31 protein-coding genes and 1 pseudogene are annotated in these 26,195 nt (G+C 31.3%); 9 read left to right on the forward strand and 23 right to left on the reverse strand.

Features of this window, described 5'->3' with window-relative positions; translation table 11 throughout:
* Positions 1 to 108: 108 nt before the first annotated feature.
* Positions 109 to 723 (reverse strand): lactate utilization protein, encoded by a 615-nt coding sequence (locus JMO20_RS17890; protein ID WP_202711086.1) that lies wholly within the window; start codon positions 721 to 723, stop codon positions 109 to 111.
* Between the two features lie 20 nt (positions 724 to 743).
* Positions 744 to 1,418, reverse strand: coding sequence for a CPBP family intramembrane glutamic endopeptidase (locus JMO20_RS17895; RefSeq protein WP_202711087.1), 675 nt, complete (start codon positions 1,416 to 1,418; stop codon positions 744 to 746).
* A gap of 508 nt (positions 1,419 to 1,926) precedes the next feature.
* Here JMO20_RS17895 and JMO20_RS17900 point away from each other — a divergent pair.
* The gene (locus JMO20_RS17900; RefSeq protein ID WP_202711088.1) at positions 1,927 to 3,108 is read left to right on the forward strand and encodes a CapA family protein; all 1,182 of its coding nucleotides are present in this window, start codon (positions 1,927 to 1,929) and stop codon (positions 3,106 to 3,108) included.
* Here JMO20_RS17900 and JMO20_RS17905 read toward each other — a convergent pair.
* The 3 genes from JMO20_RS17905 to JMO20_RS17915 form a co-directional block, all read right to left on the reverse strand.
* Entirely contained in the window at positions 3,101 to 3,448 is a 348-nt protein-coding gene (locus JMO20_RS17905) for a GNAT family N-acetyltransferase (RefSeq protein ID WP_202711089.1), read from the reverse strand. The genes JMO20_RS17900 and JMO20_RS17905 overlap by 8 nt on opposite strands.
* A 75-nt stretch (positions 3,449 to 3,523) precedes the next feature.
* Positions 3,524 to 4,414 carry a DMT family transporter gene (locus tag JMO20_RS17910; protein WP_202711090.1) on the reverse strand — a complete coding sequence of 297 codons (891 nt, stop codon included), beginning with the start codon at positions 4,412 to 4,414 and terminating at the stop codon, positions 3,524 to 3,526.
* Positions 4,415 to 4,619: 205 nt separating this feature from the next.
* Entirely contained in the window at positions 4,620 to 5,009 is a 390-nt protein-coding gene (locus JMO20_RS17915; RefSeq protein WP_202711091.1) for a hypothetical protein, read from the reverse strand.
* A 145-nt stretch (positions 5,010 to 5,154) separates the two neighbouring features.
* Between JMO20_RS17915 and JMO20_RS17920 the strand changes: the two genes are divergently transcribed.
* Positions 5,155 to 5,544, forward strand: a complete 390-nt coding sequence (locus tag JMO20_RS17920) for a DUF3221 domain-containing protein (RefSeq protein WP_202711092.1) — start codon at positions 5,155 to 5,157, stop codon at positions 5,542 to 5,544.
* Positions 5,545 to 5,653: 109 nt separating this feature from the next.
* A complete protein-coding gene (locus tag JMO20_RS17925; RefSeq protein ID WP_202711093.1) occupies positions 5,654 to 5,917 on the forward strand; it encodes a YciI family protein in 264 nt (87 codons plus the stop codon).
* Positions 5,918 to 5,947: 30 nt separating this feature from the next.
* Here the strand turns inward: JMO20_RS17925 and JMO20_RS17930 are convergent, their stop codons facing one another.
* The 3 genes from JMO20_RS17930 to JMO20_RS17940 form a co-directional block, all read right to left on the reverse strand.
* Positions 5,948 to 7,873: a YgiQ family radical SAM protein gene (locus JMO20_RS17930; protein ID WP_207753550.1), complete on the reverse strand. Its 1,926-nt coding sequence runs from the start codon at positions 7,871 to 7,873 to the stop codon at positions 5,948 to 5,950.
* Positions 7,874 to 8,122: 249 nt separating this feature from the next.
* A complete protein-coding gene (trhA, locus tag JMO20_RS17935; RefSeq protein ID WP_202711094.1) occupies positions 8,123 to 8,800 on the reverse strand; it encodes a PAQR family membrane homeostasis protein TrhA in 678 nt (225 codons plus the stop codon).
* A 147-nt stretch (positions 8,801 to 8,947) separates the two neighbouring features.
* Entirely contained in the window at positions 8,948 to 9,199 is a 252-nt protein-coding gene (locus JMO20_RS17940; RefSeq protein WP_202711095.1) for a GIY-YIG nuclease family protein, read from the reverse strand.
* A 177-nt stretch (positions 9,200 to 9,376) separates the two neighbouring features.
* On the opposite strand from JMO20_RS17940, the gene JMO20_RS17945 reads away from it, so the two are divergent.
* Positions 9,377 to 9,991: an acetate uptake transporter gene (locus JMO20_RS17945; protein ID WP_202711096.1), complete on the forward strand. Its 615-nt coding sequence runs from the start codon at positions 9,377 to 9,379 to the stop codon at positions 9,989 to 9,991.
* A gap of 290 nt (positions 9,992 to 10,281) precedes the next feature.
* Here JMO20_RS17945 and JMO20_RS17950 read toward each other — a convergent pair whose 3' ends face one another.
* Both JMO20_RS17950 and JMO20_RS17955 read right to left on the reverse strand, forming a co-directional pair.
* Positions 10,282 to 10,977 carry an SIMPL domain-containing protein gene (locus JMO20_RS17950; protein ID WP_202711097.1) on the reverse strand — a complete coding sequence of 232 codons (696 nt, stop codon included), beginning with the start codon at positions 10,975 to 10,977 and terminating at the stop codon, positions 10,282 to 10,284.
* Positions 10,978 to 11,077: 100 nt separating this feature from the next.
* Positions 11,078 to 11,431, reverse strand: a complete 354-nt coding sequence (locus JMO20_RS17955) for a hypothetical protein (RefSeq protein WP_202711098.1) — start codon at positions 11,429 to 11,431, stop codon at positions 11,078 to 11,080.
* A gap of 361 nt (positions 11,432 to 11,792) precedes the next feature.
* On the opposite strand from JMO20_RS17955, the gene JMO20_RS17960 reads away from it, so the two are divergent.
* On the forward strand, positions 11,793 to 14,975 hold the full coding sequence (locus tag JMO20_RS17960) for a penicillin-binding protein 1A (protein ID WP_202711099.1): 3,183 nt from the start codon (positions 11,793 to 11,795) through the stop codon (positions 14,973 to 14,975).
* A 67-nt stretch (positions 14,976 to 15,042) separates the two neighbouring features.
* Here JMO20_RS17960 and JMO20_RS17965 read toward each other — a convergent pair whose 3' ends face one another.
* From JMO20_RS17965 to spoIIAA, 11 genes are all read right to left on the reverse strand, one after another.
* Positions 15,043 to 16,515, reverse strand: a complete 1,473-nt coding sequence (locus JMO20_RS17965) for a spore germination protein (protein ID WP_202711100.1) — start codon at positions 16,513 to 16,515, stop codon at positions 15,043 to 15,045.
* The gene (spoVAEA, locus tag JMO20_RS17970; RefSeq protein WP_202711101.1) at positions 16,499 to 17,071 is read right to left on the reverse strand and encodes a stage V sporulation protein SpoVABEA; all 573 of its coding nucleotides are present in this window, start codon (positions 17,069 to 17,071) and stop codon (positions 16,499 to 16,501) included. Before spoVAEA ends, JMO20_RS17965 begins: the two co-directional genes overlap by 17 nt.
* A gap of 15 nt (positions 17,072 to 17,086) precedes the next feature.
* Positions 17,087 to 17,440 (reverse strand): stage V sporulation protein AE, encoded by a 354-nt coding sequence (gene spoVAE, locus JMO20_RS17975; protein WP_202711102.1) that lies wholly within the window; start codon positions 17,438 to 17,440, stop codon positions 17,087 to 17,089.
* A 10-nt stretch (positions 17,441 to 17,450) separates the two neighbouring features.
* A complete protein-coding gene (gene spoVAD, locus JMO20_RS17980; RefSeq protein ID WP_202711103.1) occupies positions 17,451 to 18,470 on the reverse strand; it encodes a stage V sporulation protein AD in 1,020 nt (339 codons plus the stop codon).
* A gap of 12 nt (positions 18,471 to 18,482) precedes the next feature.
* Positions 18,483 to 18,926: a stage V sporulation protein AC gene (gene spoVAC / locus JMO20_RS17985; RefSeq protein WP_279380179.1), complete on the reverse strand. Its 444-nt coding sequence runs from the start codon at positions 18,924 to 18,926 to the stop codon at positions 18,483 to 18,485.
* Positions 18,927 to 18,956: 30 nt separating this feature from the next.
* On the reverse strand, positions 18,957 to 19,379 hold the full coding sequence (locus JMO20_RS17990) for a stage V sporulation protein AB (protein WP_202711105.1): 423 nt from the start codon (positions 19,377 to 19,379) through the stop codon (positions 18,957 to 18,959).
* A 12-nt stretch (positions 19,380 to 19,391) separates the two neighbouring features.
* Positions 19,392 to 20,042, reverse strand: coding sequence for a stage V sporulation protein AA (locus tag JMO20_RS17995; RefSeq protein ID WP_202711106.1), 651 nt, complete (start codon positions 20,040 to 20,042; stop codon positions 19,392 to 19,394).
* Positions 20,011 to 20,184: a hypothetical protein gene (locus JMO20_RS18000; RefSeq protein ID WP_202711107.1), complete on the reverse strand. Its 174-nt coding sequence runs from the start codon at positions 20,182 to 20,184 to the stop codon at positions 20,011 to 20,013. Before JMO20_RS18000 ends, JMO20_RS17995 begins: the two co-directional genes overlap by 32 nt.
* Positions 20,185 to 20,257: 73 nt before the next feature.
* Positions 20,258 to 21,025 carry an RNA polymerase sporulation sigma factor SigF gene (gene sigF, locus JMO20_RS18005; protein ID WP_202711108.1) on the reverse strand — a complete coding sequence of 256 codons (768 nt, stop codon included), beginning with the start codon at positions 21,023 to 21,025 and terminating at the stop codon, positions 20,258 to 20,260.
* Between the two features lie 5 nt (positions 21,026 to 21,030).
* A complete protein-coding gene (spoIIAB, locus tag JMO20_RS18010) occupies positions 21,031 to 21,468 on the reverse strand; it encodes an anti-sigma F factor (protein ID WP_202711109.1) in 438 nt (145 codons plus the stop codon).
* 17 nt (positions 21,469 to 21,485) lie between these two features.
* Positions 21,486 to 21,821: an anti-sigma F factor antagonist gene (gene spoIIAA / locus JMO20_RS18015; protein WP_202711110.1), complete on the reverse strand. Its 336-nt coding sequence runs from the start codon at positions 21,819 to 21,821 to the stop codon at positions 21,486 to 21,488.
* 231 nt (positions 21,822 to 22,052) lie between these two features.
* On the opposite strand from spoIIAA, the gene JMO20_RS18020 reads away from it, so the two are divergent.
* A complete protein-coding gene (locus JMO20_RS18020; protein WP_202711111.1) occupies positions 22,053 to 22,994 on the forward strand; it encodes a phosphoglycerate dehydrogenase in 942 nt (313 codons plus the stop codon).
* A gap of 105 nt (positions 22,995 to 23,099) precedes the next feature.
* On the opposite strand, the gene JMO20_RS18025 is transcribed toward JMO20_RS18020, so the two are convergent.
* The gene (locus JMO20_RS18025) at positions 23,100 to 23,990 is read right to left on the reverse strand and encodes an acetamidase/formamidase family protein (RefSeq protein WP_202711112.1); all 891 of its coding nucleotides are present in this window, start codon (positions 23,988 to 23,990) and stop codon (positions 23,100 to 23,102) included.
* 114 nt (positions 23,991 to 24,104) lie between these two features.
* On the opposite strand from JMO20_RS18025, the gene JMO20_RS20515 reads away from it, so the two are divergent.
* The 3 genes and pseudogenes from JMO20_RS20515 to JMO20_RS20700 all read left to right on the forward strand — a co-directional run bounded on the left by JMO20_RS20515 (position 24,105) and on the right by JMO20_RS20700 (position 24,982).
* On the forward strand, positions 24,105 to 24,500 hold the full coding sequence (locus JMO20_RS20515; protein WP_341534062.1) for a hypothetical protein: 396 nt from the start codon (positions 24,105 to 24,107) through the stop codon (positions 24,498 to 24,500).
* Positions 24,494 to 24,670 (forward strand): annotated as a pseudogene (locus tag JMO20_RS20695) (hypothetical protein); the annotation flags it as partial. The gene JMO20_RS20515 and the pseudogene JMO20_RS20695, both read left to right, overlap by 7 nt.
* Before the next feature lie 42 nt (positions 24,671 to 24,712).
* The gene (locus JMO20_RS20700) at positions 24,713 to 24,982 is read left to right on the forward strand and encodes a glycosyl hydrolase family 65 domain-containing protein (RefSeq protein ID WP_341534059.1); all 270 of its coding nucleotides are present in this window, start codon (positions 24,713 to 24,715) and stop codon (positions 24,980 to 24,982) included.
* A 119-nt stretch (positions 24,983 to 25,101) separates the two neighbouring features.
* Here JMO20_RS20700 and JMO20_RS18035 read toward each other — a convergent pair whose 3' ends face one another.
* Positions 25,102 to 26,061 (reverse strand): ROK family glucokinase, encoded by a 960-nt coding sequence (locus JMO20_RS18035; protein WP_202711113.1) that lies wholly within the window; start codon positions 26,059 to 26,061, stop codon positions 25,102 to 25,104.
* Between the last annotated feature and the right edge of the window lie 134 nt (positions 26,062 to 26,195).

The raw sequence follows: 26,195 nt of genomic DNA on the forward strand, positions 1-26,195 counted from the left end.
CCTATATCACCTTCGGTGTTCAGGACTTTCACCCTATAGACTGTGCCCATGCTGGGCACACCACAAGAAAGGAGCCTAAATAGGCTCCTTTAATCTTCTATATAATTATTAAAATCCAAGTTCTTCATCTATAATAAATAATAACATTCTCTCAGGTTCAAATTGTCCTTCTATTATTGATAAATAATAACAAACCCTATCCTTTGACCTGCAATCAACACATTTTTTTGTCGTCAAACAAGGTGGATTGTAGCCTGCTCTTTTAGCATTTAATTGAACAGAATGATTTCTAACTCTATCAATTGCCTCCTCTAATGTCTTCCTTATCTTATTTTTCCCAACTACAATTATAACCTTATCTGGTCCATAAGTCATAGCAGCAACTCTATTACCACTGTGGTCAATATTGACTATCTGTCCATCTTCAGATATTGCATTTGAACTTGTAAGATACCAATCAGTTATTAGTGATTTTTTCTTTAATACTTTTATCTCTTCTTTATTTTTTGCATTTGTTTTATCAAAGACAATGTTTCCTCTATTGCTTAAGATTTTACTTATATCCATTTGTTTTAAAGTTTTTGAATTTCCAACGCCTACGGTTGAATCAATTGGAATGATTTCTAAGATTTTCTCTTTCGCTTCTTCTAACTTATTAAAATGTAATACTCTAATATTTCTATCCTTAAAATTTGTAATTAGTTTTTCTATTTGCATATTCATAATTCTCCACCCTCTTACTTCTATATCATTCCAAACATTTTAAGACCAATGATTATTATAGCACTATCGGCTAGTATATGAACTATCCAAGAATTAATAAAGTTATCTGACTTAGTATCTAACCAATTAAATACAAGACCTATTCCAATTAGTCCTACTAGTGCTAAGATTACTAGTCCAATATTAAACCATGTCTGAAAAATAGCTATATGATATAAACCAAATAAAGCTGATGAAAAAACATAAGCTAACTTCTTATAATTTCTATTGTAGAGATTTAAAAATATAAATCCCCTAAAGAAAAATTCTTCTAAAAATGAGTTCCCAATTGTTATGTATAAACCTATAATCCAAAAATTTGATGGGGTTATTTTTGATTTATTCTGCAACTCTGCAGCTATACTATCTAAATCAATAAATCCTCTCAATACAAAATAAGCAATCAAAACAATTAAAAAGGACCCTGCCCCAAAGAAAATTCCCATTTTAAACTGTTTCTTATCCAATTTATCAAACTTAAGAGCTTCTTTTATTGTTTTATTTTCAATATTTTTAATATAATAAAGTGGTATCCCTAGAAATAGAATAATTTTTATAGCTGTCTTTATTATATATGTCGTCTCTAATACCTGTTCGGTAAAATAAAGAATTATACAAGAAATTAAAGAAGCTAATACAATATAATTTTTCTTCATTTAAATCCCCCCAATTATTTTTTCTCAAAATTAATCAGTTACATCCTCATTTGTCATATTGCTTTTCTCATTTCCATTCTTCAGTATATCACATTATTCAGATGCCAAGTATTATTAAATTGTATCACCCTAAACTTATAATTTCAAAAAGAATTAAGAGGAGCTCAAAGCCCCTCCTATAAAACCTAAATTTCTTAATTTAATTATCTTCCAAATCCACCAAAACCAGAAGTAAATAATACTACTAGTAGCAAGAAAAAGAATAATAATTCACTACCTTCTCCAAATCCGCCAAAAATTCCACCTTTGCCATCAACCATTGTTTTGCCTCCCTTCAATTTATGTCTCTTATGTTCTTTAAGTCTAATATTATAGTATTAAGTATTGAAAGCTTTTGTTACAAATTTTTAGTTTATTGCTTCATTATCATATACCTTATTAGATTACAATAAAATATTTAGTCATAAATAAAGCTCTCCTGACTATTTATATACAGGGGGGATTTTCGTTGAATAAAATATTATCGCTATTAATTATTTTAATTTTAACTTTTATAATATTTCATATTGACTTTATAGAAGTGTTAGAATTTCGGTCACCACAATATGCTTATGAGATTGGAAATCTTCCTGAATTTAATAAGCCATTATTAAAAGATATCTGTTTTGATGATATAGTTAACTTAAAGAAAAATTATATATATAGAAAGCCCAATCTTTCAACAATTACTATTTCCTTTGCTGGAGACTGTACCCTAGGTCAAGATATAAGACAAGGTAATTGGAACACATTCCCAGAAGTTGCTGTAGAAAAAGGATATGAGTTCTTCTTTAAAGAGGTACAAACTGTTTTTGCTAATGATGATTTAACTATAGTGAATCTGGAAAACCCCTTTACTAATGCTAAGGAATACGAAACCAGAAAGAAATATAGATATAAAGGAGATCCTGACCTTGTCAATATTTTAAAAATTGGAAGTATTGAGGCTGTTCATATTGCTAACAATCACATGCATGATTATTTAGAAAAGGGATTTAAAGATACTATTGAAACTTTGGATAATGCAGGAATTATTTATTACGGAAATGATACTATTTCCCCAGTTTGGAGTACAAGTGGGGGCCATTTAGGATATGATTTTCCCCGAGTGCTAAATATCAAAGGGGTTAAAGTAGGTCTTCTTGGGTATAAAGGCTGGTATGATGATCAAGCTAGTAAAGATAAAATTAAAACTGACATACAAAGTATGAAGGAAAAATCCGATATTGTTATTGTTACATATCATTGGGGTGGTCAGAGGGTTTATTATCCTGAGGAAATGCAATTGGACTTAGGTAGATTCTCTGTTGATTGTGGAGCTGACTTAGTAGTTGGACATCACCCTCATGTTATTCAAGGTATAGAAAAATATAAAGATAAATATATAATTTATAGTATAGGGAATTTTTCTTTTGGCGGAAATCTTTATCCTAGAGACAGGGACACGATAATTTACCAAGGAATTTTTACAGTTAGGGATAGTGAACTCTTAAGATTTGAGAGTAATATTATACCTTGCAAATTATCTTCAGAAGATAGTATCAATAACTTTCAGCCAATTATCTTAGATGAAACTGAAAAAGAAAGGGTTATGAATAGAATATATAAATATAGTTCTCCTTTAAAATACGGTATTGAACCGTCTAGCTAGATTCCATCCAGAGAAACTTATCATTTTCATGATAAAATTCTCCAGTTATTTTATAACCAGCATTTTTGTAACATTTAATTGCACAATTATTGGTGTTCAAAACATCAAATTGTATTTTTATAATTCCTTGATTAAAATACCAATTAGATATGTCTTTTAACTGTTGTGTACCATATCCCTTATTGCAATAATCAGGATGTAATCTTATGCCCATATTGGTGATATGCTTTTTTTCCCAGTCAATATAAACTGTTGAAAATTTAGCAATAACTTTATCTTCATTATAATATACTACTAAGCTTATATTATTTCTGTTATTCCTAAATACTCTAAATCTCAAGTTCGAAATATTTTTCTATTATTGATTGTAAAAAAGAATGGAGAAAGTCACTTTAATAGTGATTCTCCACTCCTTTTAGATATTTCTAAACTTTTTAATTAAAAATTTCCATTTAGTTTCTGCTGTGATTATGGCTATAAAAATAATAGCGCAACCAATCACCATATTAATTGAAAAGACTTCCTTTAGTAAGATAACTGATAATATACTTCCAAAAACAGATTCTAAACTAAGCATAATAGCCGCATGAGTTGATGTAGTATGCTTCTGAGCTATGTTTTGTATTAAAAACGCTATTAAGGTACTAAATAAACCTAAGTATATTATTGAGAAAACCCCTTGAGATGTAATACCATTGGGTATATCTTCAAAAATCAGTGCAACGATAATGGATAGTACTGCAGATACTCCAAATTGTAATATAGTTAATGTTATAGGATCACTTTTTTTAGCATAATGTCCTATTGAAACTATATGACAAGCGAAGAAAAAAGCACAAATAATAGTTAAGCTATCCCCCAAATCAACTTTAAATCCATTACTTAAAGTGAGAAGACCAATCCCAATAAAAGACAAAATTGCCGCTATAAAACTAAAGCTATCAGGTCTTTTTTTACTAATTAACCAATAAAGGAATGGAACCATAACAACATTTGTTCCAGTTAGAAAAGCCTGTTTTCCAGCAGTAGTAAATTGTAATCCAACGGTTTGAAATCCAAACCCTAGAAATAAAAATACTCCTATTATAATTCCACCAATAATACTTTCCCTGTCAATCTTTTTAAACTTTTTCCTAAAAACCAATGCCATTAATATGAAAGCTAGTGAAAATCTAAATGCATTAAGATATAAGGGGGATATAGAGTCTAATCCATGCTTTGTTGCAATAAATCCACTTCCCCAAATAATTGCTACTATTAACAATGCAATGTCTGCTACTATGCCCTTCTTTTTAATTTCTTCCATTTCCCCACCCCTTTATTTATTACAGCTTAAAGAATCTTTTATAATCATCACTTACCATCATATACTATTAGTTAAGCTTTATAAATGATTTGTTTAAGAAATATTCCCATTATTATTGAAATATTATTTAAGATTAGAGTCTTCCTCTCAATTATGTTTTTATAATGTAATTTACTCAATTAAAATCCATGCTTCTTTAACCAATTCAATCCATCTTCCACATTGTAAAAACTTTTGGTATAACTGATGTATCCTTTGTGCTAGTTTTCATTTGAAGCTCTAAAACCTTGCAATTTTCATTGCCTAAATCTACTATGATAACACCCTTTTTAAATCCATTACTCACAGCCCACTTAACATGATCCTGCAATTTGTCAAGTATCATAGAAAGCTTGTAGCCTCTTAAATCAACACATTTAGCCCAATTAATTGTATCTTTGTTACCACGTAGTAGCGGTAAAACCTTATTAAGATAATCTTTATGTAATCTTTCAATATCTTCTGGCTTCCAATACCCTATAGGCTTTTCATAAACTATTTTTCTTTTTTTGTCAATCTTAAGAACATACTTGTCGTTTGAATCCAATAGCTGCATAATCTTCGTACCTCCTAAAATTTTATCTTATAAGTATTTCCTATTCTATAACAAATCTTTTACTTTTTCTACACATAAATTGTTACATATTTTGAACATTTCTTGCACTTCTTACGTCTAACAAGATATTAAAGGAGGTTTTTAAATGACAAAAAAAATAATTGTAATCTGCATATTGTATTCATTGTTAACTATTAGCTTTATTGGTTGCAACACAGACCCAAATAGTGATATCAATACAGGTGATACTGATACTCTGGGAGCAAAAGGTAAAATTACTGAGGTTTATTTTAATGATGATGATGTTTTGATTTCTATTTTAGTAGATGGAGAAGATGAAGCAAAAAACAATTCAAATCTTTATGGAAAAGCTAGAGTCGAGATTTCACAAGATACATCAATTTTAAAGGATGATGAAAAAGTATCTATTGAGTCCCTTAAAAAGGGTCAAAAGGTTGGAATAGTATTTGATGGTGCTGTTGCTGAAAGCTATCCAGTTCAAGGTACAGCTAAGAAAATACTTATTTTAGAATAGTATCTGATATTGATGGGTCAAACATTGTATACGGATAGATTTTTATGGTAAAATAATTAAGTTGAGATATTGTATATTTACTATACGAGTCTATTAAGGAGGTCATAAAATGATTTTATATGCAGCTATACTTGAAATGGTTGATCCTAAAAAGGATAAGGAATTATTAGATATCCATATTCAATACTTAAACGAACATATTGAAAAGGGAAACATTTTTGCTAAAGGTCCTTTTACAGATCATAGTGGTGGATTAGTAATCTATAAAGCTAATAGCTATGATGATGCTAAAGCCCTAGTAGAAAACGATCCTGCTATTGTAAATGGCACTAGAAAATTCACTTTAAAAGAATGGAAAAGTAATATAGAATAGCCTAGGCTATTCTATATTTTTGTTCTTTTTTTATTTCTTTCGATTTTTAGTTCTTCTTCTACTTTTCTTATTATTACTGCTTTTCTTGTTTTTGTATTTACTATTTCTTTTATTTCTATTTTTATCTTTATTATAATGATTATTCTTTCTATTAAAGCCCTTCCCCTTTGGTCTTATGAGACATTTCTTGTCAAAACCTATCAAGTCCTCTCGACCAGCTTTAACAAGGGCTTCATGAACCAGATGATAATTTCTAGGTAGAGTATATTGAATCAGTGCTCTTTGCATTGCCTTTTCATGGGGAGATTTAGCAACATATACCTTTTCCATAGTTTTTGGGTCTAATTCAGTATAGTACATACATGTAGATAAAGTACCTGGTGTTGGATAGAAATCCTGCACCTGTTGAGGTCTATGTCCAATATCCCTTAAGTATTCAGCTAATTCGATAGCTTCATTTAATGTAGAGCCTGGATGACTAGACATCAAATAAGGTACTATAAACTGATTCATTCCTAGATTTTTATTGATCCTTTCATATTTCCTTACAAAGCTTTCATAAACTTCTCTTTTTGGTTTACCCATTTTATCTAATACTTTAGGTGAAATATGCTCTGGAGCAACCTTAAGTTGTCCGCTTACATGATGTTGACATAATTCTTTAAAGAAGGTGTCATCTTTATCATGGATCAAATAGTCATATCTTAAGCCTGATCTTATAAACACTTTTTTTACTTTAGGCAATCTTCTAAGCTTTCTTAAAAGCTCCAAATAATCACTATGATCAATTTTAAGTTGACTACAGGGATGGGGAAAAAGACATTGTTTGTCTTTACAAACTCCATGCTTTACCTGCTTCTCACAGGCTCTATGCCTAAAATTGGCAGTTGGGCCCCCAACATCATGAATATATCCTTTAAAGTCTTCTTCATCTATTATTTTTTCAGCTTCTTTTACTATAGATTTATGACTTCTAGATTGAATTACTCTGCCTTGGTGAAATGTTAATGCACAAAAGCTACAACTTCCAAAACATCCCCTATTGCTTATTATGCTAAATTTCACTTCTTTGATTGCAGGAACTCCCCCATCCTTCTCATATTTTGGATGATAATTCCTCATATATTCTAGATTATAAATATCATCTAAGTCTATCTCTTTTATTGGCGGCTGTGGTGAATTCTGAACTATATAATAATTGTCCTCATAAGGTTCCACTAGAGTTTTGCCATGTATTGAGTCCATGTTATCGTGTTGACTCATAAAACTCTCGGCATATTTTCTCTTAGATTCCAGTATTTCTTCATAAGATGGCAATATAACTGGTTTAAATGGCCTATTTTTATCCATTGTTTTATATACAGTTCCTTTAATATAAGTTATTTCTTCAACTGGTATACCACTATCCAATGCTTCAGCAATTTCAACTATCTGTTTTTCCCCCATACCATAAACTAATAAATCTGCCTTCGCATCAAGCAATATTGATCGCCTTACGCTGTCGTCCCAATAATCATAATGAGCAAATCTTCTTAAGCTTGCCTCAATCCCCCCCAAAATAATTGGAACATCAGGATACGCTTCCTTTGCTTTTTGACTGTATACTATAGTAGCTCTGTCCGGTCTATACCCTGATTTTCCACCTGGAGAATATAGATCTTCCTTTCGTCTTTTTTTTGCAACGGTATAATGATTTACCATAGAGTCAATATTTCCTCCAGTTATTAAGAAACCAAGTCTTGGCTTTCCCAATCTTCTAAAGTCAAATGTAGTCTTCCATGTAGGTTGAGAAATTATCCCTACTCTATAGCCTCTTATTTCTAAAACCCGTCCTATTATGGCTGCCCCGAAAGAAGGATGGTCTATATAAGCATCTCCAGTAATTATTACAAAGTCTAATTGACTCCATTCTCTTTTCTTCATATCATCTTTACTTATAGGTAAAAAGTCTTTCATTATTATTATCATCCTTTATTTTTGTTTAGAGTTTGCTAGATAAGCTTCTAGCAATGCTATTTAACATTATTGATATATATTCTCTGTAATCATGTGAAAATATATTAGAATATCTCCCTTTTCCCATATAAAAAACATGATACCAAGCTAAAACTAAGCATCACGTTTTTATTAATTTCATACAATTTCATATATGTATAACATTATATTTCATAAAGGTAAATCATACAATCATTATTTCTATACCTTCTATTTTAAATATATAAATATTCCTATAAAGTGTAAAACACTTCCTGCTAATACAAACAAATGCCAAGCAGCATGGGCATAAGGTATTTTCTTCATTGCATAAAAAATAGTTCCTACTGTATATACTACTCCTCCAGCTATCAACCAGAGTAATAACCCTATTGGCGTTGTTTCAAGCATTGGTTTTATAGCAATTACTACTATCCAGCCCATTGCTATATATAATATCGTAGAAATAAAATTATATTTATCAAACTTATTATAGGTTACTATTTTAAACCCTATACCGAATAAAGCAATTGTCCATACTGCTGTAATCATTCCTATTCTCCAGTAACCTTTCATTGATAACAAGGTAATTGGAGTGTATGTACCAGCTATAAATAAATATATAGATGAGTGATCAAAAACCCTAAGTATCTTTTTAATCTTCTCATTCTGAAAACTATGATAAAGGGTTGATGCAACATATAAGGCTATAGAGCAAAATCCATATATGCTAAAGCTAACTATGTAAATAGTGCTTCTATTTGAGATTGCAAAAACTAGAAGAATTGTCAATGTTACTACACTAAATAATATCCCTATTCCGTGGGTAATACTATTAGCTATTTCTTCTTTTAAAGTATATCTTCTCTTTACTTTAACTTTTCCTTGATTAATACTTTGAACATCCATTCTTTTAACCTCCCTACAAATATTGAGTTAGTAATAATACTCAACTTATATAATTATTTAGCTTAAAAAACACTAATCTAAATACACAAATAATCATATCAAATATATGATTTAATATAAACAATTAATTACATATATATTAGACCCCTATTTCTTACTAAAATTACTTACCAACTTTTCTTTCTGATATTTATATAATTGCTTTATTGCATACTCCCTTTTTGCTGCTTTACTCTTTGTATCATATTCTTCAAAAAAAACTAACTTAACAGGCTTTTTAGCCCTAGTATATTTAGCTCCTATTCCCTTGTTATGCTCAGAAACCCTTCTTTTTAAATTAGTTGTCCATCCTGTATATAGGGAGTTATCTTTACATCTAACCATATAAACAAAATACATCCAATCAACTCCAAAAAATTATTATATTATGATTATATATTTTTGTATAAATCTTAACAAATTATTTCTTCATTATTCAATGGTTTTATATTATAATTAATTGTCGTGAGTCAAATTATCTTCATAATTTGACTAAAATCGCAAATTTAAGCGTTATATAATTTAAGGAGGACTATCATGAATTCAACAGAAACAAAAAATGTTAACATTACTGCTGCTGATCCATCTGCACTAGGACTTTTCGGACTAGCAATGGTCACTCTTGTAGCCTCATCACAAAAACTAGGTCTAACTGAGGGACTTTCATATGCAATACCATGGGCTATTTTTCTAGGAGCTTTTGCTCAATTATTTGCATGTATTAATGATTCTAAACGTAATAATACTTTTGGTACTACTGCTTTTGGTGGCTATGCCTTCTTTTGGTTTGCTGTAGCTACTACTTGGTTAATCAAATTAGGCTTTTTTGGTGATGCCTTGGCTTTAAATGCTGATAGTAAACAACTAGGATTTGCATTCATAGGATATTTGATTTTCTCAGTTTTTATGACAGTTGGTGCAATGGAAACTCATAAAGTGTTATTTATTATCTTCTTTTTAATAGATTTATTATTTTTAGGATTATCTTTGAGTACATTTGAAATTGCACCCGACCTTACCCATAAACTAGCTGCTTATTCAGAATTGGGAATTTCTTTAGTTTCTTTCTATGGTTCTGCAGCTGCTGTACTAAATGCTCATTTTGGTAAAGAATTTATCCCAGTAGGTAAACCATTTGGTATTTTTAAATAAAAAGCAAAAATTTGAACTTAGTAAAAGATACCTGAGTATCCAGGTATCTTTTTGATTAGGAAGTAATTTAGTTAATTTGTGTTATCCCAGAAATTATTGAATCTATTCCCCATAGATATAAAATGATTGTAAAATAATAAAAGTAATGGTTCATTTTCATTTGCTCTCTATTTTAGTATCTATTTCATTATATTATCATTTTATATCCTATTCTTTTCTTTTTCAATTAACTGGGGAATTTACATTTTTACAAACTAAATATAATCCTTGCAAATGATTTACACACTCTTTTAGTTTATATAAGAAAACTCTGCAATTACTATAGCTTTTATTTCATATTTTCCAGGCTCAATTGGAGTTACTGTTTCTGGAGCTCTAAAACTAGGCTGTCTAGGTGTATATGAACTATTATACTCTTGCTCAACAACTTTACTTGGAACCATATTAATTCTAACTCCTAAGGTCATAGCAATATTCTTTGCTTTACCTAATGCATCTTTAACAGCTAGTGAAAGTGCTTTATCATAATAAGGAGATGAATCTGATAAATCAAATTCTATATCATTAACAGCATTTGCTCCATTATCAACTGCAGTATCGATTACATTTCCAATTTTATCTATGTCTCTAACTATCACCTTTATTTTATTTGCCACTTTATAGCCCATAAAAACTCTTTCATCATTAACATACTCATATATCTTGTCTATGAAATAATCAACTGTTTGTATGTCTTTATTATCAATTCCAAGATTTTTTATTGAATTAATAACTTTATTTGTAATGTTAGCATTTTCCTTCTGAGATAATTTCAAGTCCTTATTTAAAGTCTCAACACCAATTGTAACCTTCGCAATATCTGGTACCGTATTTACTATTCCTACTCCTTCAACCTTAATATTATAATTGTTACGTGAGGATTGAGTCATCGTCTTTTGATTAGTATTATGATAATTAAAGAAAGGACTGTATCCATAAAAATCCACAACCATACCCCCTTGAGTTTTTGTTACTATATTATATGTAAGAAATCAAAACTTGCTTAAAATAAAAAGCACCCCGGCTCATGGGATGCAATAATTAATCTTAACTAGTAAATTTATACTTTCTAAATAAACTAATTATATCATCTTTAGTATATTCATTGTTATTAGGCATGTGAATCAATGAATTAATAATATTATGAAGCTTTTGTTCAAATGGATTCAATTCCTCATAATCACAATAAAAAGGATTATGTACAATCCCCACCTCAAAACAAATTTCCCAAAATGTCCTATAATTTATAACACCTAAAGCTGAAAGGGGGTAGTCTTCAATAAAACGATCCTTATCTATTCTTTTCAATTTTTCTGATAGTCTTTTAGTAATTTCATCTCGACTGTTTTCAAGTTGCATTAATTCTTCATAATATTGTTTTGCTAATCTTCTCTTATCCAACTTCTTATCCCTCCCCTTCTATTACTTAATCACAGAGTCAATTATACCACAGGTTAGTGTAAAGATTTGTCGAAAATTCCCCTATTACAAAGACTTAACTATTGGGCTAATTATTTAAAAAGTCTTAATACTTTTATAACAGAGTTTTATATATTTCTTTACTTTTTTTACTTATCATCAAATTTTATTCAGGGTTATAATTATTTATAAATTGACAATAATCCTAATGTTAATTATTTACAATTTGCATTTTTTTAAACATATTTGTTTTACGTTTTTTTTGTTTATATGGTATAATAGTTCTGATATCTTATTAATCCTATATTTTATATCCTTTCACCTAGGATAAGGAGGTATAATAATGGCAAAAAATAATAATAATGAAACACCACGACGTAGTAAGAAATCTGATAAAAAAAATAAAAGAATAGGAGTTAGAATTTTTAAGTTTGTTTTAATTACAATTTTAATGGTAGGGTTTATCACTGCGGGTTCAGTTGCAGGGTTGGTAATCGCTATTGCTAAAGATGCCCCTGACATTGATTCTTCTAGCATTATAACAAACTTAAATGAAAGTTCAGTAATACTTGATGAAAATGGTAACCTTATCGAAAGAATACACACTGAAGAGTTTAGACAAATAGTTTCTTTAGATAAAATACCTAAACATGTACAAGATGCTTTTGTAGCCATAGAAGATGAAAGGTTTGAAACACATAAAGGAGTAGATATTAAGAGAATCGCAGGAGCATTATATGCTGATATAAAAGCAGGAGCACCAGTTCAAGGTGCTAGTACAATTACGCAACAGCTCGTTAAAAATGTTTACTTATTAGATGAGGTAGATAGGCAAAATCTAATGAATGACGTGGCAAGAAAGATTAAGGAAGCCTATCTATCTATACAGATCGAAAGAGAGCTTACTAAAGACCAAATTTTAGAAGCGTATTTAAATAGAATTAGTCTTGGTCAAGGTGCATATGGAATTCAAGCTGCTTCAAAAACTTATTTTTCAAAGGATGTAAGTGAATTATCCATCGCCGAAGCAGCTATGATAGCAGGTATCACTAAGAACCCATCAAGATATCCTCTATTTTGGACTGTAAGACCTGAGAATGTAGACGAGAATGACGATACTGTTCTTGGCGACATTGTAATTGATGGTCAAAACTATGTAATGGTTTATAATGATACTGAAGAGCTTTTAAATCGTAAAAATACAGTTCTTGCTAAAATGAGAGAACTAAACTATATAACTGATGAAGAATATGAAGACGCAAAAAATGTTAATATTAAAGATGTTCTAAAGCCCACTAAGAAGGAACAGAAAAATATTTCTTCATACTTTGGAGATTATGTTAGAGAAGAAGTTCTAGATACTTTAGTAAATGAATTAGGTTATTCAAGAGAAAGAGCAAGTGACTTGTTATTATATGGTGGATTAGAGATATACTCCACTATAGATGCTGATTTACAGTCAAGGGTTGAAGGAGTTTTCAATAACTTTGATCAAGTTCTTAGTAAATATGATAATAACAGTGAACCACGACTTGTTGATCCTGATTCTTTTAGAAATGGTAATATAGTTGATGAAAATGGAAGAATTGTTTACTATAAAAAGGCTTCTCTTCTTAGTTCAGATGGTAGCTTAATTATTGATAATGGAAGTTACAAGGTTAATGAAGATGGCACTTTATTTATTAATAACAATAAGCTAAATATATATTCTGGCACAGTTGATGTAGTAGATTATTATAGTATAAATGCAAATAAAAACCTCGTAACAACTGAGTTAGGGTCATTGACCCTAAAGCCTGAAGATTATACTAAAGACAATGGCGTTAAAGGTGATATAACTATTAAGGCTCAGTTTTTAAAGGATCATGAGGATTTTTATAGAGTAGATGAAAATGGTAATCTATTAATTAGCTCAAAATATTTTGCTGATTATTTTAAAAGTGTTTTACAGCCACAATCGGCGGTAGTAATTATGGATCAATATACAGGCAAAATAAAAGCACTGATGGGTGGTAGAGATGTTGAAGGTCGTCGAGTTTATAATAGAGCAATAGACGCTCATAGACAGCCTGGATCTGCTATAAAACCTCTAGGAGTTTATTTACCTGCTTTAGACAGTGGAAATTATACTGCTGCTTCTATAATAGATGATATTATTCACTATGATGCATCTGGTAATAGATGGCCGAAAAACTGGTATGAAGGCTATAGATCCTATACTTACGCATATAGAGGCCTTACTACCTTAAGGGAATCTGTTGAACAATCTGTAAACGTAAATGCTGTAAAGGTATTAGAAGATATAGGAATTGGCACTTCGATGTCATATTTAAATAAAATGGGACTAGGTGATAGTTTAGTTACAAGAGATGAAAATAGGGTTGCAAATGATGAACAATTAGCTTCTTTAGCCTTAGGGGGATTAACTAGAGGTTTTACCCCTTTAGAAATGACAGCAGCATATAGTACAATTTCTAATCAAGGTATTTACACTGAGCCAATTGCTTTTACTAAAATTGTAGATAGTGAAGGAAATCCAATATATGAAAATAAACCTGTGAAACACAGAGTTGTAAGTCCACAAGTAGCATATTTAATGTCTGACATTCTTGAATCAACTGTATCAGATGGATTGGCTGGTAGTGCTATGATAGATGAAGCTTTATTCGGTACTAGAACAAATAAACAAATACCTGTTGCAGGTAAGACTGGTACAACTCAGAACAAAGTAGATGCTTGGTTTGTTGGATATTCACCATATTATACTACGAGTGTTTGGATAGGTAATGACTCAAATTATTTAACATTGCCTGAAGGAAGTTCAATGGCTACTACTCTTTGGTCAAATATCATGGCTGAAGCCCATAGAGGCTATGAGCCAAAATCCTTTGAAATGCCAGAAGGATTTGTTACTAAAAAAATATGTATAGAATCTGGTAAATTAGCAACTGATCTTTGTTACCAAGATCCTAGAGGAAGTAGAGTTAAAACTGAAATCTTTATAAAAGGAACAGAACCTACTGAATACTGTGATTTACATGTTGAAGTAGATATTGACACAAGTACTGGTAAGTTAGCAACTGAGTTCTGCCCTCCAGAGCTTGTAGAAAAGAGAGTATTGATTCAAAGAACTTTACCTTATGATCCTTGGGATCCTGAGCTTATGAAATTTATTGAAAATGATTTGAAAAAAGCAGAGAACAGAAATTCAAGAGGTAAGATATTCTTACGTCCTAAAGATTACCAGTTTAATGCTCCTATAGAGTATTGTCCAGATCATACTGAAGAAGAAAAAGAAGACCCAGGTAGTATCTGGGATTGGATCTTCGGTGATGATAAGGACGATGAAGACCAGGATAACAATGATAACAATAATGGTAACGATAATGAAAATAATTCTAATAATACAGAAGATAATAATAACCAGCAGAATCAAGAAGATGGTGTTAACATTATAGATAGTAATGATGAATCTCAAAATGGTAATAACAATAATAGCAATGGAGATTCCACCGACAATAATTAACTGTATTATTGAACCTTTAAACGAATAAAGCTCATATGCTAGATAACATTATCTAGCATATGAGCTTTTATTTTTCTGTATTCTCATCTGGTGGAGATGAATCTAAGTCCTTAACCCTAAGTATGTCTGGTCTTAGCCTTACCTCAGGTATTGGCTTTCTCATTAAAATTGTCATAAGAGCCTTTTTATTAAATGGTATCAATGGCCATAAGTAATTAATACCTCCAAATGATTTTGTTCTAAGTAAAGTAATTATTAGCAGTAGTATTCCTGCTATAAATCCATATGGACCAAATAATCCTGTTAATATCAGTAAAATCATTCTATAAATTCTTATAGCTAAGGCAAATTCAAGACTTGGTGTGGCAAACATTCCTAGTCCCATAATACCTGTATATAGAACCGTTTCTGATATAAACCATCCAACCTTTATAGCAAATTCACTTAGTAGTAAACCTCCTATAATACCTAATGAAGTTGTTAAGGCAGAGGGCGTGTGAATAGATGCCATCCTTAAGATATCAATTCCTACTTCTAATATTAGAAATTGAATCACCAGAGGTATCTGTCCCGTTTCTTTTGGACCAATAAACTCAAGCCATTTAGGTAGTAAATGAGTATTAGTTGCAAATAATAACCAAAGTGGCGGAAGTATATATGAAACAAAGATAGCGAAAAACCTTATCCATCTCATGTATGTTCCAATAGCTGGATTCTGGTAATAATCTTCAGCATGTTGAGTAAAGTGAAACATTGTTGCTGGTAAAATCATAACACTAGGTGTAGTATCAACCATTACTAAAATGTGCCCCTCAAAGAGATGGGCAGCAGCCACGTCAGGTCTTTCAGTAAACTTAGCTTGTGGGAATGGATTCCAGTTATTACCTAATATAAACTCCTCAAGACTTTTGACCCCCATAGTCAGTGCATCTTTTTCTACCTTTTTAATTTTCTCTCTCATACTATTAATTAGGTCAGTATTTGTTATATCCTTAATATATGCAATTGCAACATCGCTTTGGGATCTTTTCCCTACATTTGTCAATTCAAACCTCAAGCCTGGGTCTCTTACCCTTCTTCTAATAAGTGCCGTATTAAATACAATGGTTTCAACAAAACCATCTCTAGAACCTCGAGTAACCTTCTCTAAATCTGGCTCTCCAGGAGATCTTGCAGGGTATGTTCTTGCATCAATGATTATTATCGTATCTATTCCTTCAATAAATAATGCCGCAGAGCCAGATAATATAAAAAACTCAACTTTTTCTATTTCTTCTACTGTATCACATTCTACATATGGTATCTTAGTCTCTACCAACTTCGTTACTGTATTAGGAACTATTTCTTCTCTATCTGTACTCTGTAATATAGACATTACCCAAAGCATTATATCATCTTTAATAAATCCATCAATATAAAAAAAGGTTGATTTCTTATCTCCTATTTCAATATCTCTTCTTACCACGTCAAAACTAGTTCCTACGCCTATTCTTTCTGCTAAATCATCAACTCTTTTATCAAAACTATCCTTCTTTTTCATCCCATAACTCACTCCTGTTTAATATTTCTTGTAAAGCTTTAGTCAAGATAGGTGAGCCTTTCTTACAATCGTCCTTCCCTTTCATCTTTCCGATATCCCCAATTCCAACAATTAACGGTATTGAATATTGATTAATTATATCAACAGTATCTCCATAAAGAATCTCATCTTCAGTTACATTTCCGTCCTTATCAACTGCTTTATTGACTACATTTCCATTGCGATCTATTGAAAAATTTACTTTAATTCCTTCTACTCCTTCAGTATTAGATGCTACTGCTACAATTCCTAGCACTTCCAAATTTGGGCTAGACAATAGAGTATCTAGAGCCAATTCTCCTTCCCCAGTTCCTGGGTTTCCTACATCGTCTAACATAATCACTACTGGATCATATTTTGCGGTCTCAATTAATCCAGCTATTTTGCTTCCTTCTATAGGCGTGGGATTACCTGCTGACTTCGATATACATCTTCCCTCGATATTTTTAGCTGCCTTTTCTACAGCTTTTCTTGCAACTGTATCTCCATCTGTAACTAAAATAACCTTTCTCTTCATAAAATTAAACCATCCTTATTTTGTTTTTGGGTCAAAAATTACTGCCATTATATATCCAAAAAAGGTGGCTGCTGCCACTCCTCCAGCTGTAGCTTTTATTCCTCCAGTAAATGCTCCAAGTAGTCCTTCCTCTTTAACTGCTTCAATAACTCCCTTTCCTAAAGAATAACCAAATCCAGGTAAAGGCACTGTTGCCCCTGCTCCTCCAAAATTAACTATAGGTTCATAGATTCCAATGGCTGTAAGAATTACTCCTGAAGTTACAAATAATACTAAGACATGGGCAGGAGTTAGCTTAGTTTTATCCATTAATATCTGACCTATCACACAGATTATTCCTCCTACTACAAAAGCTTTTAAATAATCCATAAATACCCTCCTAATCTAGTTTATTGCTAATGGTAACTGCATGGGCTATTCCAGGTATTGATTCACCCTGCTGAGTACTTGTAGGAGATAGTAATGCACCTGTTGAAATTAAAAGAACTTTATTAAGCTTCTTTTGCTTTAATTGTTTGAAAATATATCCATTAAATACTACTGCTGAGCAGCCACATCCACTTCCTCCTGCATGAGTATCTTGCTTTTCATTATCGAAAATTTCAATGCCACAGTCAGAGTAGACGCTAGAAACATTATAACCTTCCTGAGCTATTAAATCTTCAGCTATTTCCTTACCTAAAGATGCTAAATCACCCGTAATAATCAAATCATAATCTGTAGGCTTAAAGCCAGTATCCTTAAAATGTTGTACAATAACGTCTGAAGCAGCAGGAGCCATTGCTGCTCCCATATTATTTGCATCTTTAATTCCAGGATCTATAACTTTACCAGTAGTAACATGGGTTATATATGGTGGCCCCCCCGAAGACGATAGTACTGATGCTCCAGCACCTGTAACTGTCCACTGGGAAGTTAATGGTCTCTGATTACCATGTTCTAGAGGAAATCTATATTGTCTTTCAGCAGTACTAAAATGACTAGATGTAGCACAAACTATTTTATCTGCATATCCACCATCTATTAACATAGAGCCTATGCTTAAAGACTCAGTCATAGTTGAACAAGCACCATATAATCCTAAAAAAGGCATTTGCAATTGTCTAGCTGAAAAAGATGATGCGATTATTTGATTTAGTAAGTCACCTGCAAGTAAATAATCTATTTGCGACTCAACTATTTTTGCGCTACTTATTGCCATTCTTACTGCTTCTATTTGAAGCTTAGATTCGCATTTCTCCCATGAGTCCTCTCCCCAACTATCATCTTGAATTATTAAATCAAAGTAATCTTTAAGTGGTCCTTCTCCTTCTTTGGGACCAACTATACTCGCTGTAGATAGTATGGATGGAGGGTTTTGAAATGAAACTGTTTGACTTCCTAATTTTTTTTGTGCCAAATCCTTACCTCCTTATGCTTTAAGAAGTAGATATATTATACCTACTATAACAGAACTTCCAATTCCATATACAAGTACTGGTCCGGCTACAATAAACATCTTTGCAGCTACCCCAAGTACAAATCCCTCTCTTTTAAATTCCATTGCAGGTGCAACTATAGCATTGGCAAAACCAGTTATAGGTACTATTGAACCAGCCCCAGCTTTCTTTCCTATTTTGTCATACAAACCTAAACCTGTTAGCAATGCACTCAAAAAAATTAGTGTAATAGGTGTTGCAGTTGCGGCTTCTTTTTTATCCAATCCATAGTCCATTACAAAATTAGTAATAAACTGTCCAAAAACACAAATTAAACCTCCAACAATGAAGGCCCATATGCAATTTTTAAGTAATGTGGGCTTAGGAGCTTTCGAGTTTACATACTTCTCATAGTCCTTTTGGTTTATATTTTTCAATCTAGTTACTCCTTTCATTATTCAATATAATTAATTATAATTCGCTAAGACTAGCCAATCTATTAGGGACCCAATCATCTTACCCAACGAAATTGCTAACAAGGCATAATATACATAGCTTCTAATCTTAAGAGTTCTAACCAACACTGGAATTACATTTATAACCTCTGCTAATGCAGAAGCCAATAAACCTACAAATGCACCCATTATAAATCCAATTGGTATTATGAGATATTTATTCAAGTTAATACTTATCCCTAATAGATGAAAGAATGTTATTATAACACCTGATGTCACTATTACTCTTTCATATAATCTAATTAGATGTTGGGAATTAGTAACTTGTGCAAGTCTTGGGATGATATCTAGTAATGTAATGAACGCTGCTGAAGCTGTTCCAACTAATGCTCCTCCAGAAAGACCAAATATTACTAAAAACAAATATCTTAGCAAATAATCACCCTCTTAACTAGAATTAAATTTCTTATTTTGTTTTGTATTATCGATTACATACTCATCAATATTCTTATCATACATATACATCTCAACATCAAGTGGACTAGGTTCTTTCTTCCATTTCTTTTTAACAACGTGATTAAAGAAAGTAACCATTCCTATACCTATACCCAGTGAGTATGGTATTTGAAGTATTAATGGTCTTTTATTTTCTTCACCTGTAACAATCTCATAAACTGTTCTTAGTGAATCCTCCATATTCACATCCTGATGGAAATTAATAATGGCCAATCCTGCTCCTAAGAATAATGTTATACATACAATAAAAATTTTTAAGTATTGAAATAATATATTTGTATGTTTTTCACCCCTTATATCAATTAATATTTCAGGCTTTCCAAATATCTTTATAGCTAAGTCATTCTCATTTTCTTGGATTTTCTTGATAATATGAAGTACAGAAAGTACATCATTTTTTGTACTAGAAGATGTTTCATATACTTCGATATCACGAATCTTTTCTTTTAAGCTGGAATCATTGCAATATACAGCAGCTATATCTCTAAGTTTTATAATTTGACTTGGTTTCGCTTGAATTTTTGGCTCTAATTGAATGTATATATCTTTTTTATCTATGATGTTTCCCCCTTTCTTGTTCAATTCCTATAGTGTTCATAACCAAGGTAGCTCTTTTAGGTACCTCTTTGTTAGATTTAACACTTGAATATATTACCCATCCTACAGAAACTACAGTAAAAAAAACTATGGTAAAAATAAAAAATCGCTTCATTGTTTTCATCATAGAATCAACTCCGTTTCATAATTATTATTTACTAATAAGGTTTTTTGATGCAAAAAAAAAGAAGGCAACTATTTCATGCCTTCGTAAGTATTTTTTTCATATTACCCAAAACTCTCTTTTCAATCCTAGAAACCTGAACTTGAGAAATTCCCATCATATTTGCTATTTCAGTTTGAGTCTTATCTTTAAAATATCTTAAAATGATTATTTGCCTGTCTCTTGGTTTTAACTGACTTATAATTTGTTTTAAGGTTATCTTGTCTAGAATTTCTAAATCTTCACTTTCATCATTGGCAACCTTATCAATTAAATGAATCGGTGAACCATCATTTTGATGTATTACATCATATAAGTAATCAGGATGATGATTTGAATCCAGAGCCATGATTATATCTTCCTTTGATACTTTAATTTCTTCAGATATTTCTTCGATTGATGGTTCTCTTCCAAATTTCTTTGTTAATCTTTCCTTTGCCATTTTAGCTTTATTTGCCGTTTGTTTTAGTGATCGGCTTACTTTAATAATTCCATCATCCCTTAGGAAACGTTTTATCTCGCCAATTATCATTGGTACTGCATATGTAGAGAATCTAACCTCATAGCTTGTATCAAATTTTTGAATTGCTTTAAGCAGTCCAATACAACCTAATTGAAATAAGTCTTCCGAGTCGTAACCCCTATTAGTAAACCTCTTCAATACACTTCTGACAAGCCCAAGATTATGATTTACAATGACAGACTGTGCCTCTTCATCGCCAGTTTGAGCCAATTGAATCAATCTCATTGTTTCCTCATGACTCAATAAATCATGTGATACGTTTTTAGCAGAATTTGACCTCATACAATCTACTCCTTAATGGAAACACTTTTGAATTCTTTCACCATCTTGATCTTAGTTCCCCTACCTTCTTCAGAATAAACTTCTAAATGATCCATGAAAGTCTCCATAACTGTAAAACCCATACCTGATCTCTCTAGTTCTGGTTTTGAAGTATATAGAGGTTCCATAGCTTCATTCACATTTTCAATTCCCTTTCCCTTATCTTCTATGATTATTTCCAATTTATTATTTTTTATTTCACATTCTATGTAAACTATACCTAAAGAATTTTCATATCCATGGATAATTGAGTTTGTAACAGCTTCTGAAACAGCAGTTTTTACATCTGCTAACTCTTCTATGGTTGGATCAAGCTGGGCAGCAAAGGATGCAACTACAACCCTTGCAAAAGATTCATTTTGAGATTTACTCGGAAACTCCAACTTCATACTATTATCTAACATAATTATTATCACTCCTTTTAAATATTATGCAATGCTTCGTCTTCATTTCTATAGACCTTAACAATTTTTAGTATTCCTGACATAGTCAAAATCTTTTCCATTCTTGAATTAACATTGATAAGCACTAGACTACCATCATTTGCTCTTGTAGTTTTATACCTCCCCATAATCAATCCAATTCCAGAACTATCCATAAAATTGATTCCTTTTAGGTCTAGAATAATATTTTTTAGCATATCATTCTTATACTTATTATCAATTTTATTTCTAATTTCTTGAGCAGTATGGTGATCTAACTCACCAGTAAATCTTACTATCAAATTTTCATCTTTTACATTGAAATGTAATTGCACTAGTATCCCCCCTATTTTATCATAAACGTTCTTTTCTCTTATTCTTCAAGTGCTTTAGCTTATCCTTCAATGAAAAATGTTTTCTTTTGTAATTTATGGTAGAACCATAAGTTATATTGACAGAACGGTCATTTTTGTTTCATATACGGTATAGTTTGGTATAATATCTATAGGATATTATTAATAAGTCAAATAAAATTTGATAAAAAATTTGGTGTAAGGAGGTAATTTATGAAGGCTTTATTTACATATGATTATGGTAATGAAAAGATGGATAAGATTAGAAACTTAGGTTATGAAATAACATACCAGCATGAAAAAAGTGTAAAATATAATTCAAATCTTAATGATATTGAAATTCTAGTTTGCTATAATCCATTTAATACTTTAGATATTACTAAAATGAAAGGACTGAAATGGATACAGTTATCTAGTATTGGTATAGACCAAACTCCAAAGGAATATCTTCAAAAGTCTGGTATAGTTTTAACTAATAATAGGGGTGGATATAGCATTCCCATGGGTGAATGGATAGTTATGAAATCTTTAGAAATGCTAAAGAACAGTAGAGATATGTATGATAGACAAAGAAATAAGAAATGGAAAATGGATACTTCTATTCTTGAGATTTATGGAAAAACTATTGGTTTTATTGGAACAGGAAGCATAGCTAAGGAAGCTGCCAAAAGATTTCAAGGCTTTGGAGCTAATATTTTCGGTTTAAATACCTCTGGAAGTGATACTGAGTATTTTGATAAATGTTTTAAACGAGATGATTTTCATAAGCTTCTAGCATTAAGCGATGTGGTTATACTAACTATTCCTTATACTGAGAATACTCATCATATGTTTAATGATAATGCTTTTTCACATATGAAGAAGAATTCTTACTTAATCAACGTATCTAGAGGTAGTATTATAGATGAAAAATCCATGATTAAAAATCTAGAAAATGGAAAAATTAGTGGTGCTGCTTTAGATGTTTTTGAGGAAGAGCCTCTTAGTAAAGATAACCCCCTATGGGATATGAAAAATGTTATAGTAACTCCCCATAACTCTTGGGTTTCAGAAATGAGAAATACTAGGAGATATAATATGATATATGAAAATATGAAGAGATATATCAATGGAGAAGATCTAATTAACGTTGTAAATCTAAACAAAGGCTATTAATAAAGTGACTGAATATCTAACATAAGATATTTAGTCACGGCTTTTTCTATATAACAAATACATTATAAAAGACTCCTCTTCTAGGAGTCTTTATTAGTATCTATTCTAAACCACTTCACTTACAATTGACTTTGGCATCTTATATCTTACTGTCAATTTTGGGTCTACTACTTGACATATTTCTATATCTCCCACTGCACTCAATAGCATTCCTGCTTCATTGTAGGACATTTCTAACTTGTTCATAACAATTTTATGCATCTCTTGAGTCGCTGTTTTCACAGCAGTAAGCAAATCTTCATCTGATGCAATTGTATATATAAATTCTTTATCCTCCATAGCTGGGTTATCTATACTTCTTTCCTTAATAACATCCACTCTTACCTTCACTGATCCTGATATTTCTACACCAGTAACCATTATTTCCCCATCCCCCATACATGCATGTAAATCTCCCATAGAAAGCAAGGCGCCTTCAATATTGACTGGGAAATATAAAGTTGTGCCGGCCACAATCTTAGCATTATCCATGTTGCCACCATGGGAATCAGGCTCACCACAAGGTATTTCTCCACTTTTTGGAGCTACACCTATAACTCCTATCATGGGATTAACTGGTATTTGGATATTATCATTGAAAATAGCTTTATTCTCAATAATAGGCAAAATTTTTATTTCAGACTTTTTAACTTTATCCCCTAAGAGTCCCGCTTGCGGTATAGCTGCCATAACACCTTGATCAGCTATGCTAATATTAACAATCTCAACTTTTAATATATCCCCTTCTTTAGCCTCTTCGATAAATAATGGACCCGTTGCAGGATTTATATTATCCCAGCTGATATTTTCAATTTCTTGCTTATCATTCTTAATCTGATTTTGAAAGCAATCAAATGTATGAAAAATTACTGTACTGCCCATAGGAACAGTAAGAGCTGGTTTATTCTTAGCACTCATACTATACACACAATTATCAGTTTTAATTCTATACTCCATTTAAATTCCCCCTTGTACTATTTATAATTAGACTTACGAAATAAAAATCCTGCAAATTTTTATGAAATAAGAATCAAATAATTTCAAAGTGAATGTATTTCTAATAAATATAGAATACTTGGAGTCACAGGTCCAAATGAGTATGAAAATAATGTAAACAATAACTGGTACACAAATATTGTGGCAGCTTGGAATCTTGAATATACCCTTGAGGTAATTAGTTATCTTAAAAATAATCACTTGAATACCTTTAATGATATATCAGCAAAATTGAAACTAAGAAAAGCTGAAACTGATAAATGGTGGGATATAGTTGATAAAATGTATTTTCCCAAATTAGAATCCCTAAACGTTTTTGAACAACAAGATGGATATATGGATAAAGAGCAACAATCAATTAGTGATCTTTCCGAGGGTGACTTACCATTTAATCAAAATTGGTCCTGGACAGAATACTCAGATCATGCTTTATTAAATAGGCCGATGTCCTACAAGGTTTATATCTGTTAAATAATAGATTTGATTCAGAAACAAAACAAAGAAACTTCGATTTTTATGAACCAAAAACTGTTCATGAATCTTCCCTTTCTCCTTGTATTCACTCTATTATCGCAAGTGGAATAGGTTATATAGAAAAGGCTTATGATTTATATTTAAGGACCTCTAGACTTGATCTTGATAATTGTAATAATGATACAGAAGACGGCCTTCATATAACAAGCATGGCAGGAACATGGATGTCAATCGTTCACGGATTTGGAGGTTTTAGAATTAAAAAAGATACGATTAGCTTTAGCCCTAGACTTCCTAAGCCTTGGAAAAGATATTCTTTTAATATCTTATTTAGAGGGAATTTGATAAATGTAGTTGTAGATGACAAGAGAATTTCATTGGATTTGAAAATTGGAAGATCTTTACATATTTACATTTATGATAAGGAGTATATTATCGACAAGGATAATATTATAGTTAGTATGAAAAACAATATATAACAACTCTAATAAATTTTAAGGTATCTTGTGCAAGACAAAATCTAGTTACTTTATAGCAACTAGATTTTGTCTTGCATAGATATATGTGATTCAAATATGTTTTTTTATAAGCTTTACTCCTATTTCATTAGCTTATACTTACCTAGCATTGCCGCACCAATAATACCTGCTTCACTTCCCAGTTTAGCTATAGTAATCTTACTAACAGGCATTCCTTCAAAATATTTTAAACTGTCTACTGACTCTTTTACCTTTTGGAGCAAGAAATCACCAGCATTAGAAATTCCTCCCCCTAATGCTATAACTTCTGGATCTAAAATAGCTATTATGTTCATTATTCCAATCCCTAAATATTTAACTATCCTGTCTAAAGCCATATTAGCTAATTTATCTCCCTTAGTAGCTTCTTGAAAAATTATTTTTCCATTTATTTTATCTATATTGCCACCACATGCATCAATTATAGAAGTTTTTAATTCATTTTCATTTATCAATTTCTTCGTATAATTAACTAATGCAGTAGCTGAAGCAAAGGTTTCTAAACAACCATTACGTCCACAGTTGCAATCATAGTAATTTTCACCTACAAGCATATGACCTATCTCTGACCCTACTCCATTAAATCCAACTTGAAGCTTCCCATCAATAATAATTCCACCACCAATACCTGTACCTATAGTTATAAACACAGCACTTGATGAATTTTTCGTAACTCCCACTTCATATTCTGCCAAGCCAGCAAGAGTTGCATCATTATCTACAAAAGTAGGAATTCCTAATTCATTCTCAACCATATCTACTAAAGGTATGTCCTGCCATCCTAAATTCACACAGTTAATAACCATTCCTGTTTCTTGATTAACTATTCCAGGAACTCCAATCCCAATAGCTTTTATATTTTCTTTGCAATTTCCCAAATCTTTTATTGTTCTATCAATTAATTTAATTATGTCCATAACTAAATCTGTAGGCTTTTCTCCTTTTTCAGTTGCTATTGAATTCGTAAACTTTATTTTTCCCTTTTCATCTACCACTCCAATGTTTATACTTGTTCCCCCTAAGTCCACTCCAATATACACAAATTCTTCCCCCTTCTCCATTTATTACTCATAGTTTTTACTTTAAACAAATTATACCATTTACTTTAATATAAAAAAAGGTTCTTATTCTAACTAAGAACCTTTTTTATATTGAGAATCAATAAAATCTTCCA

The sequence above is a fragment of the Sporosalibacterium faouarense genome (assembly GCF_016765695.1).
Classification (GTDB): Bacteria; Bacillota; Clostridia; order Tissierellales; family VENL01; genus Sporosalibacterium; species Sporosalibacterium faouarense.